General features: G+C 64.2%; 11 protein-coding genes. 3 read left to right on the forward strand and 8 right to left on the reverse strand.

Annotated features, from left to right (window positions below):
- Nucleotides 1–89: 89 nt before the first annotated feature.
- From AC1DJT_RS30155 to AC1DJT_RS30165, 3 genes are all read left to right on the forward strand, one after another.
- Nucleotides 90–605: a pilus assembly protein N-terminal domain-containing protein gene (locus AC1DJT_RS30155; protein ID WP_476767547.1), complete on the forward strand. Its 516-nt coding sequence runs from the start codon at nucleotides 90–92 to the stop codon at nucleotides 603–605.
- 198 nt (nucleotides 606–803) lie between these two features.
- A complete protein-coding gene (locus tag AC1DJT_RS30160) occupies nucleotides 804–1,442 on the forward strand; it encodes a TadE/TadG family type IV pilus assembly protein (protein ID WP_476767546.1) in 639 nt (212 codons plus the stop codon).
- Nucleotides 1,439–2,059, forward strand: a complete 621-nt coding sequence (locus tag AC1DJT_RS30165) for a TadE/TadG family type IV pilus assembly protein (RefSeq protein ID WP_476767545.1) — start codon at nucleotides 1,439–1,441, stop codon at nucleotides 2,057–2,059. Before AC1DJT_RS30160 ends, AC1DJT_RS30165 begins: the two co-directional genes overlap by 4 nt.
- Nucleotides 2,060–2,082: 23 nt before the next feature.
- Here AC1DJT_RS30165 and AC1DJT_RS30170 read toward each other — a convergent pair whose 3' ends face one another.
- From AC1DJT_RS30170 to AC1DJT_RS30205, 8 genes are all read right to left on the reverse strand, one after another.
- The gene (locus tag AC1DJT_RS30170; RefSeq protein ID WP_476835488.1) at nucleotides 2,083–3,582 is read right to left on the reverse strand and encodes a phosphomannomutase/phosphoglucomutase; all 1,500 of its coding nucleotides are present in this window, start codon (nucleotides 3,580–3,582) and stop codon (nucleotides 2,083–2,085) included.
- 145 nt (nucleotides 3,583–3,727) lie between these two features.
- Entirely contained in the window at nucleotides 3,728–4,279 is a 552-nt protein-coding gene (locus AC1DJT_RS30175) for a retropepsin-like aspartic protease family protein (protein ID WP_476767543.1), read from the reverse strand.
- A gap of 150 nt (nucleotides 4,280–4,429) precedes the next feature.
- Nucleotides 4,430–5,338, reverse strand: a complete 909-nt coding sequence (locus tag AC1DJT_RS30180; RefSeq protein ID WP_476767542.1) for a ribokinase — start codon at nucleotides 5,336–5,338, stop codon at nucleotides 4,430–4,432.
- The gene (locus AC1DJT_RS30185; RefSeq protein WP_441504932.1) at nucleotides 5,335–6,231 is read right to left on the reverse strand and encodes a 2-dehydro-3-deoxygalactonokinase; all 897 of its coding nucleotides are present in this window, start codon (nucleotides 6,229–6,231) and stop codon (nucleotides 5,335–5,337) included. Before AC1DJT_RS30185 ends, AC1DJT_RS30180 begins: the two co-directional genes overlap by 4 nt.
- A gap of 127 nt (nucleotides 6,232–6,358) precedes the next feature.
- Nucleotides 6,359–6,937, reverse strand: a complete 579-nt coding sequence (pcaG, locus tag AC1DJT_RS30190; protein WP_441504933.1) for a protocatechuate 3,4-dioxygenase subunit alpha — start codon at nucleotides 6,935–6,937, stop codon at nucleotides 6,359–6,361.
- Nucleotides 6,930–7,640: a protocatechuate 3,4-dioxygenase subunit beta gene (pcaH, locus tag AC1DJT_RS30195; protein WP_476835489.1), complete on the reverse strand. Its 711-nt coding sequence runs from the start codon at nucleotides 7,638–7,640 to the stop codon at nucleotides 6,930–6,932. Before pcaH ends, pcaG begins: the two co-directional genes overlap by 8 nt.
- Nucleotides 7,637–8,422, reverse strand: a complete 786-nt coding sequence (locus AC1DJT_RS30200; RefSeq protein WP_476835490.1) for a CoA-transferase subunit beta — start codon at nucleotides 8,420–8,422, stop codon at nucleotides 7,637–7,639. Before AC1DJT_RS30200 ends, pcaH begins: the two co-directional genes overlap by 4 nt.
- Nucleotides 8,423–8,433: 11 nt before the next feature.
- Nucleotides 8,434–9,291: a CoA transferase subunit A gene (locus AC1DJT_RS30205; RefSeq protein ID WP_476767538.1), complete on the reverse strand. Its 858-nt coding sequence runs from the start codon at nucleotides 9,289–9,291 to the stop codon at nucleotides 8,434–8,436.
- Nucleotides 9,292–9,313 lie beyond the last annotated feature (22 nt).

The raw sequence follows: 9,313 nt of genomic DNA on the forward strand, positions 1-9,313 counted from the left end.
GCGGATAAACGCCGCCCCGGAGTGGCATTAGGGTTTGATTCATCATTTTCGGCTTTCCTCCCGCCGTTGGAAACCTTGGGGCCCATGCCATGTCGACTGTCCTGAGCGGCGCAAGCTCCGTCCGCAGTCGCCGCAGGGCGCTGGCGATGGCGATGGCAGCATCTGGCCTGCTTCTGCTGGCAGCAGCGACGACGGTCCGAGCCGCTCCCGAACCGCCCCGGCCGGAGACCGTGGTCGTCACCGTCGATCACGCCAAGCTCGTTCGGCTGCCGGAGAGGGCGCAGACAGTCATCATCGGCAATCCGAGCATCGCCGATGTCTCGATCCAGAAGAACGGGGTGATGGTGGTCACCGGCAAGAGCTTCGGCGTCACCAACCTGATCGCGCTCGATGCCGGCGGTGGCCTCTTGGCGGAATCGCTCGTGCGCGTGAGCGCGGCCGCGGATTCGATCCTCACGGTACAGCGCGGGATGGAACGCGAGAGCTATTCCTGCACACCGACCTGCCAGCCCGCGATCCAACTCGGCGACGCCAATCGCTATTTCGGCGAGATCGGCGGACAAACGACGCGCCGCAACGCGATGGCAGGCGGCAGCGATAAGTGAGCGCCCCAAGCCGCGCGAACAAGATGAACCGCTTACTAACGCGGGCCGCGTCGAGGCACCGTTCCTCCTAACAGATCGGAAATCCTCTTCGGTTAGGATGCGCTTCGGCTGGTGGGCATCCCCGCTTCCACCCGCGCGAAGCCATGCTGGTCCCGCCGTTTCTGACGCGTGACCGCTGCGACATCGGGTTGTTCGAGCATGATGGCTCTAGATACCAAGCTGAGCTACCCGCCGGCCGCGCGGCGCAGCCGGCAGTTCTGGCGCGCGCTCCGACGTTTTGACGATGATCAGGCGGGCGCATCTGCCGTGGAGTTCGGGCTGATCGCAGCCCCGTTCCTCCTGATGATGTTCGCCATCATCGAAACGGCGTTGGTATTCTTGACTAGTCAGGTTCTCGAGGAAGCGGTTACGCAAACAGCTCGCAGCCTGCTGACCGGAGAGGCGGTCACAAAATATAAAGATGGCAACCCCGGCAAGAACGCCGAACAATTCAAGAAAGATATCTGTAGTAACGCAGGCGCACTGGTCAATTGCGATAACCTAATTATCGACATTCAAAACTTCGTAACTTTCTCTGAAGGAGACGATAAAACAATTAGTCCCATCAAGAAAGATGCCGTATCAAACGAAAATTCGATCGATACGAGCGGATGGGGTTTCAATCAACCTAAACCCAAGCAAATCGTGGTGGTTCGCGCGCTACTAAAATATCCAGTTCTTCTTGCCGACTGGAATAGCGCACTCGTAACGGTCAAGCCTAACACACGCGCTATCATCGCGACGACCGCATTCCGTGCGGAGCCCTTCATCGTTCCAGCAACGAGCCCCGGTTCATGAAGAGATACTTCTCGATACAGCAAAACCGGGCAGCGTTGCTGCTTCTAAGCCAACGGGTTTGGCGCGATCAGCAAGGGGCCGCCCTGATCGAGTTCGCCTTCGTTCTTCCAATCATGCTGCTAATCTATTTCGGCATAGCCGAAGTGGCCAAGGGCGTCATGATCGACCGGAAGGTGACATCGCTCAACAGGGCTCTGGCCGACCTTACGTCGCAGGTCGACTCCATTGCTACGGCTGACATGACCGATATCTTCAAAGCGGCCAGGTTGATCATGAAGCCGTTCAACGATGCCGCGCCCCAAATGATTGTTGCCAGTATCGTTACCGATGGAGCGGGGGTTGCGAAGGTMTGTTGGAGCGATGCGAGCAATGGTGCGAAAGCGCTAAAGCCGGGCGACGGCTTCACGTTGCCATCGGCCCTTCGCACACCCAATACATCCTTCATTCTGGCGAGAACGTCGTACACCTTCACTCCAACCATCGGTTACGTCTTGACCGGGCCGATCGCGATCAACAGCACTGACCTTTTCATGCGCCCGCGGCTGGGTAAGCCCGGCGGCAAGAACAAGATCGAGCAGGTCGAGCGGGTCGGCGTGCCGATGTGCCCGGCCCCCTGACCGGGGACCGGGCCCAGATAATCTCAGATCGTCTGATTATAGGCGCCCACTTCCGGGTTCTCGCGCAGCACGCCGTCGATGGCGGCAAACATCTCGCGCATGCGTGCTTCAGAGACCGGGCTTTCGCAGACGACGACGAGCTCCGGCTTGTTTGAGGAGGCGCGGACCAGTCCCCAGGTGCCATCCTCGTTGACGACGCGGACGCCGTTGACGGTGATCACGTCGCGGATCTTCTGGCCGGCGATGGTTTCGCCCTTGGTGTGCATGGCCTCGATCCGCTTCGTCACGCGGTCACTGACCTCGTATTTGATCTCGTCGGCGCATTTGGCTGCCATGGTCGGCGTGCCCCAGGTCTTGGGAACGGCGGCATAGAGTTCCGCCATCGACTTGTCCGGGTTGCGGTCGAGCATGTCGATGACGGCCAGCGCCGTGACGACACCATCGTCATAGCCGCGCCCGACCGGCGCGTTGAAGAAGAAATGGCCCGACTTCTCGAACCCCGCCAGCGCATTGAGATCGCGGACGCGGCGCTTGATGTAGGAATGGCCGGTCTTCCAGTAATCGGTCTTCACACCGAGCTTCTGCAGCTCGGGGTCGGTGATGAAGAGACCGGTCGATTTCACGTCGACGACGAACTGCGCTCCCGGATGCAGCCTGCCGAGGTCGCGCGCCAGCATCACGCCGATCTTGTCGGCGAAGATCTCCTCGCCGTGATTGTCGACCACGCCACAGCGGTCGCCGTCGCCGTCGAAGCCGAGCGCAACATCAGCGCCATGCTGCTTCACGGCATCCGCCATGGCATGCAGCATCTTCATGTCTTCGGGGTTGGGATTGTAACGCGGGAAGGAGTGGTCGAGCTCGGCATCCATCGGGATGACCTCGCAGCCGATCGCCTCCAGGATCTGCGGGGCGAAGGCGCCAGCCGTGCCGTTGCCGCAAGCCGCGATGACCTTGAGCTTGCGCGTGATCTTCGGCCGGTTGGTCAGGTCCTTGATGTAGACGGACGGGAAATCGGGAACGAAGACATAGGAGCCGCCACCCGACAGCTCGAAATCGGCCGCGAGCACGATGTCGCGCAGCTGGCCCATTTCGTCGGGGCCGAAGGTGACGGGGCGCTGCGCGCCCATCTTCACGCCGGTCCAGCCATTGTCGTTATGCGAGGCCGTGACCATCGCAACGCAGGGAACGTCGAGCGCGAACTGGGCGAAATACGCCATCGGCGACATGGCGAGGCCGATATCATGGACCTTGCAGCCCGCCGCCATCAGGCCGGTGACCAGCGCCATCTTGATCGACGACKAGTAGCCCCGGAAATCATGGCCGGTGACGATCTCGGGCTTGATGCCCATGCGCTTGATCAGCGTGCCGAGGCCCATGCCGACGGCCTGCACGCCCATCAGGTTTAGTTCCTTGCCGAAGAACCAGCGCGCATCATACTCGCGGAACCCCGTCGGCTTCACCATCGGCAGGGATTCATACTCGAAGGTATTCGGGAACAGCTCAGGCAGTGGCTTCGGGAACATCAAGGCATCCATTGCAAGGGAACATGCAGGGCGAACGAAGCATCAAGCCACATGAATGCAGCCTGACCGTGACACGGCAGCGACGCCGTCTTGACGGACACTTGGCATAGCGGATCGCGGCCGATTAGGAAACGCCGGAGACCGCCTAACCGCGCAGGATCATGCGACCGGTCTGGACCTCGTAGCCCTTGAGCTTGCTTAGAAAAGAGGTTCCAAGCAGGCTGACGGACAGCGCCCCAGCGGGCAACACCATGGCCTCGACATTGCGCACGATAATAGCACCGAGTCTGACTTCGCGCAGGTTCACCCGGGCGCCCCGTACGACGCCGTTGGCCGTTCGCAGCGTGACCTTGTAGTCGGAGGATGCGGGGCGGATGCCGAGCCCCAGGGCATCGCTCTCCGTCAACGCGATGAAACTCGCACCGGTATCGACCAGCATCCTGACGCGGTAATTGTCGATGGTCGGATGGACCATGTAGTGACCGCGAGAATCGGCCGCCACGGTGACCATCGGAGGCTCGCTCGATCGGGCGACTGGAGGCGGTGACGCGGGCGGTCGCGCGCCGGTCGCGACAGCCGCCGCGCGGGGCGTGTCATCATCCTCGACATAGCCTGCCAGACGCGTGCCGTATGACATCGCGCCGTAACCGACGGTAAAGGCTACTCCGAGTGCCCAGATGATGGGCCGTTGCGCCATCTGCTTTCAGTCTCCGCCACGTTCCGGGGATGCTGCACCTGGGACACTGCCGAAGAATGAACGGGAACGGGCGGATTGGCGGGTTCGGCCAAGCTCCGACCCGATGAATCCAAACAGACTTAACGTATCGTCATCCAAATTGGTGACATCTCAGAGGAAGCTGGCACCGGCCAGTGCCTCGATCTCCGGCCGGCGTGGCACGCTTGGTTGCGCACCGGACACCGTGCAGGCGAGCGAGCCGGCTGCGAGCCCGCGCTGAAGCGCGCTTGAAAAACCATAGCCGGCATCGAGCGCCGCCGCAAAGGCCCCGACGAAGCTGTCTCCGGCCGCGACCGTGTCGACAACCTCGACCTTCGGCGCTTCGAGGCGGCGCCGAACGCCGCCATGCCAACCGACGACGCCCTCGCCACCGAGCGTGACGACGCAGGCGATGCCGTGTTCGGCGTCGAGGCGCTGCGCGAAGGCGTCGGGCTCGCGTTCAGCCCAGCCCAATGCGCGGGCAAGTACCAGCGCCTCGTGCTCGTTGACGATCAGCATATCCAGGCAATCGAGCAATTCGGGAGCGGGCGATCCGGCCGGCGCCAGGTTCAGGATGACGCGCCCGCCGGCCTGCTTCGCCAGACGGGCCGCGATGATGCACTCCGTCTCCGGAACCTCGCGCTGCAGAAGCAGGATGTTGCGCTGGCCAAGCGACAGGTCGTGCAAGCCATCGGCCCTGGCCTGGGCATTCGCGCCGGCCGCCACCACAATCTGATTGGAGCCGGCGGCATCGACGGCGATGAAGGCGGCCCCCGTCGGTGCCTCGACCCGCTCGACCAGCGCGAGATCGACACCGTCGGCGGCCAGCAGGGACAGGGCGATCTCGGCAAAGGCATCGCGCCCGACAGCGCCGGCGAGCACCACCTCGGCGCCCGCCCGGCGGGCGGCAAGCGCCTGGTTGGCCCCCTTGCCGCCGGGATGCAGCGCATAGCCCGGGCCCATCACCGTCTCGCCTGCTCCCGGCAGGCGCTCGACCGGCGTGACAAGATCGACATTCAGGGACCCGAAGACGGTGATCACGCCAGCAGCCTCGCAGCCAGGCGTTTCACACCCGCAATGAAGGCATCTTCCGGCGGCGTGATCCGGAAAGGCAGGCCCGCGGCCTCGAACGCCGCTCCATAGCTCGCAGCCAGCGCTCCATCGGCCACGAGATGGACCGTGGTCGGGCGCCCAAACAGCGCCTGCGCGCCGGCAATCTCCTGACCAACCAGCAGCGCCGAGAGATAGGGCCCGACCGCGCCACCGTTCATCCGCCCCGCCAGCACCTCGGTACGCGCTGCAAAGGCTGCGTTGAGCAGCCCGGCAGGCCGTGCTGCCGCTGCAAAACCACGCTGGATCCCGATGCTTGCGTCGTCCCCCGACGGCTCTTCGGCAAGGCGCGCCAGAATCGAATGCTGACGCAGCAGGCCATAGATCTCTCCGGTCATGAAGCTGGCAAAGCGCGTGATCCTGTCGTCCCGCAACTCAGCCCATTTCGAATGGGTGCCGGGCAGGCAGGCGATGCCATCGGTGAGACCGAGTCCGACGATTAGCGTTTCCTCGCCGCGCATGACATCGAATGCGCCATCGTCCCAGGAGAGGCCGGGGAGCACGGTTGCGCGCGTTCCGTCCTCCAGCGTCACCGCGATGCCGGCATCTGCCAGCGCCTCGGTTGAGGCAGGGCAAGCAACGTAAGGCGCCTCGACCCAGCCATTGCGGCTGCCGACCATCCCTGCGAGCACRATCGCGGCATCCGGCCGCCTGCGGCGGAAATCACCGGCGATCGCCTCGAAAGCGGCCGGGAAACCTCCGGCCGGCACGGATTGGATGCCCTGATCCGCAATCCGCCGGTCCATCACGCGGCCGTCCTCGCCAATGAGGAAGGCGCGGGCACGGGTGGTGCCCCAGTCGAGCGCGATCAAGGGTTTSGGCATGGCRGGCTCCGGCACGGCATCGGTCATGGCCCTGCCTTGCCGCATCAGGCGCGGGCAAAGCAAAGCGTTGACCCGACTATCTCCTTGGCCCGCAAGCCGKGGTCAAGCCCGCGCATGCCGCACGGGCTCAGACGTCGAAGAACACCGTCTCGCCTTCGCCCTGCAGCCGGATGTCGAAATGGAAGACGCCGTCCGGGCCACGTTGCGCGATCAGCGTTTCACGCCGCTCATGCGGGACCAGCGCGAGCACTGCATCGGACGCATTGGCAGGGTCGTCCGAGAAATAGATGCGGGTCACCAGCCGGAGCAGGAGCCCGCGCGCGAAKACCGAGACGGCGAGATGCGGCGCCTGCCTCGTACCGTTTAGCCCCTCCACCGCGCCCGGCCGCACCGTCTCGAAGTGGAAAAAGCCTTCCGGCGACGTTTCCGCCCGGCCGAAACCTGTGAAGCCGGCATTGCCCCCGGCATTGTGATGCCCATCCGCATCGGCCTGCCAGACCTCGATCATGGCGTCCGGCACCGGCTCGCCATCGCCATCGAGGACATGGCCACGAATGGTGATGCGCTCGCCCGAGACGCCATCGGTCGCGATCCGCTCATTGGCCAGCTCCGAACCGCCATAGGCACGGGGCGTCAGCGCGTAAGCGTAGAAGGGGCCGACCGTCTGCGAGGGGGTGAGGCCCAGGGCGGGCTTGCGCTCAGTCATCATGCGGCTCCTCGAGCGGCGTCGCGTCGCGACCGCGCAGAACGATGTCGAACTGGTATCCCAGCGCCCATTCCGGTTCGGTCGTGTCGATGTTGAAGCGCGAGATCAGGCGCTCCCGTGCCTTCGCGTCCGGGATCGACTGGAAGATCGGGTCGTAGGCGAAAAGCGGATCGCCCGGGAAATACATCTGGGTGATCACGCGCGAGAGGAAGCTCGGCCCAAACAGCGAGAAATGGATATGCGCCGGGCGCCAGGCATTGTGATGGTTGCGCCAGGGATAGGCGCCGGGCTTGATGGTGACGAAGCGATAGCGCCCCTCCGCATCGGTCATGGCGCGGCCGGCCCCCGTGAAGTTCGGGTCGAGCGGCGCGGGATGCTGATCGCGCAGATGAACGTAGCGCCCGGCCGCGTTGGCTTGCCAGATCTCGACCAGGGTATGCGGCACCGGCCTGCCATCCTCGTCAAGCACCCGGCCCGTCACGATGATCCGCTCGCCGAGCGGCTCACCCTCATGCTGCAGGGTCAGGTCTGAATCGCCGGCTTGCACGGCGCTATGGCCGAACGCCGGACCGCTGATCTCCGACAGCGTATGCGGCAGCAGGATCAGGGGCTGCGAGGGCGCGCGCTTCAGCGTGCTCGTATAGGCCGGCGACGCGTTGAGCGGATGGGCCTTCAGGCCATCGCGTGGATAGATCAGGCTCATGCCGCTACTCCATGCGCTCGCTTGGTCCGGGCGTGCAGATCGCGCAGGATCTCGATCTCCTGCGCGGTCGGCGCCGGAGTTTCGACGAGTTCGCCAGCGAAACGCAAGGTCCAGCCGCAACCGGCCTGAACCTGATCCCGCGTCACGCCGGGATGCAGCGCAGTCACAGTCAGCTCGGCGGTMTCGGCATCGGGTTCCATGACGCAAAGATCGGTGATCACCTTGGTCGGCCCCTTCGTCTTGAGGCCGAGCCGCGCCCGGTCGCCATTGCCCTTGCCGTGGCCGAAGGATGTGATGAAGGGCAGCGTCTCGACGAAGGCCCGCGAGCCCATGGCCATCGTGATGAAGATCTCGCCACAATTGCTGGCGATCTCCGGCGCGCCGCCGCCGCCGGGAAGCCTCACCTTGGGCGCGGCATAGTCCCCGACGACCGTGGTGTTCAGATTGGCAAAGCGATCGATCTGCGCGCCGCCCAGGAAGCCGATAGTGATCCGGCCGCCCTGCAGCCAGTAGCGAAACATCTCGGGCACGCCGACCGTGGTCAGCGCGGTATCACAGAGCTCCCCGTCGCCGATCGAGAGCGGCAGCACGGAGGGGCGGGTCGAGAGCGTACCGGATTCGTAGATCAGCGTGATCTTCGGGGCATGTGTCAGGCGCGCCAGGTTGCACGCGGCCGAGGGCGCGCCGATGCCGACGAAGCAGACGCCGTCATTGGTCAGCAGGCGGGCGGCCGCGATGCTCATCATCTCGGTGGGCGTGTGGCTGATGGGAGTATGACTCATGGCGCTGATCCTCACGCGGCCTGCCGAGCAAGGCCGGCATGGTGGGCAAACACCTCCGGCCCCTGCTCCAGGACATTTGCCTTCATCCAGGCCATGAATGTGTCACGCTCCCGGGAGATCTTGTCCCAGGCAATGTAGAAATCATTGGCGCGCTTGTAATAACCCTGGGCGTAGGACGGGTAGGCGCCGCCCGGCACCTTGGCGATGGCGGTCACCACCCAGGACGGCAGGATAACGGCATTGGCATTGCGTGGGCCAAAGTCCTCGACGATCTCCTCGACGGTAACCAGCGAACGCCTGGCCGCCAGCACGACCTCCTTCTGCACGCCGACGATGCCCTCGAGCAAGACATTGCCCTCGCGGTCCGCCTTCAGCGCATGAACGACAGCGGCGTCGGGCCGAATGGCGGGAACCGTCGCCAGGACTTCCCCGGTATAGGGGCAGGTAACGGATTTGATCCGGGGATTGACCTTGGGCAGGTCGACGCCCTTGTAGCCGCGAAACACTGCGAAGGGCAGGTTGGCGGCGCCGGCCTCATAGGCATTGGCCATGGCGGCGTGGCTGTGCTCTTCAAGCTCAAGCTTGTGCGGCCAGCCATTCTCGACCGCATCGCGCAGGCGATGCAGCGAGCCGACGCCAGGGTTGCCGCCCCAGGAGAAGACCAGCTTTTCGGCGCAGCCCATCCCGATCATCTGATCGTAGATCAGGTCGGGCGTCATGCGGATCAGCGTCAGTCGCGTGCGGCCCTGACGGATCACCTCATGCCCGGCAGCATGCGGGATGAGATGAGTGAAGCCTTCCATCGCGATGGAGCAGCCGTCACGCACCACCGCCTCGATTCCCTCGGCGAGGGAGACGAACTCAGCCACCTTGACATCTCCTCATTTTGTG

Source organism: Allobosea sp. 05T422_2, from assembly GCF_056396265.1.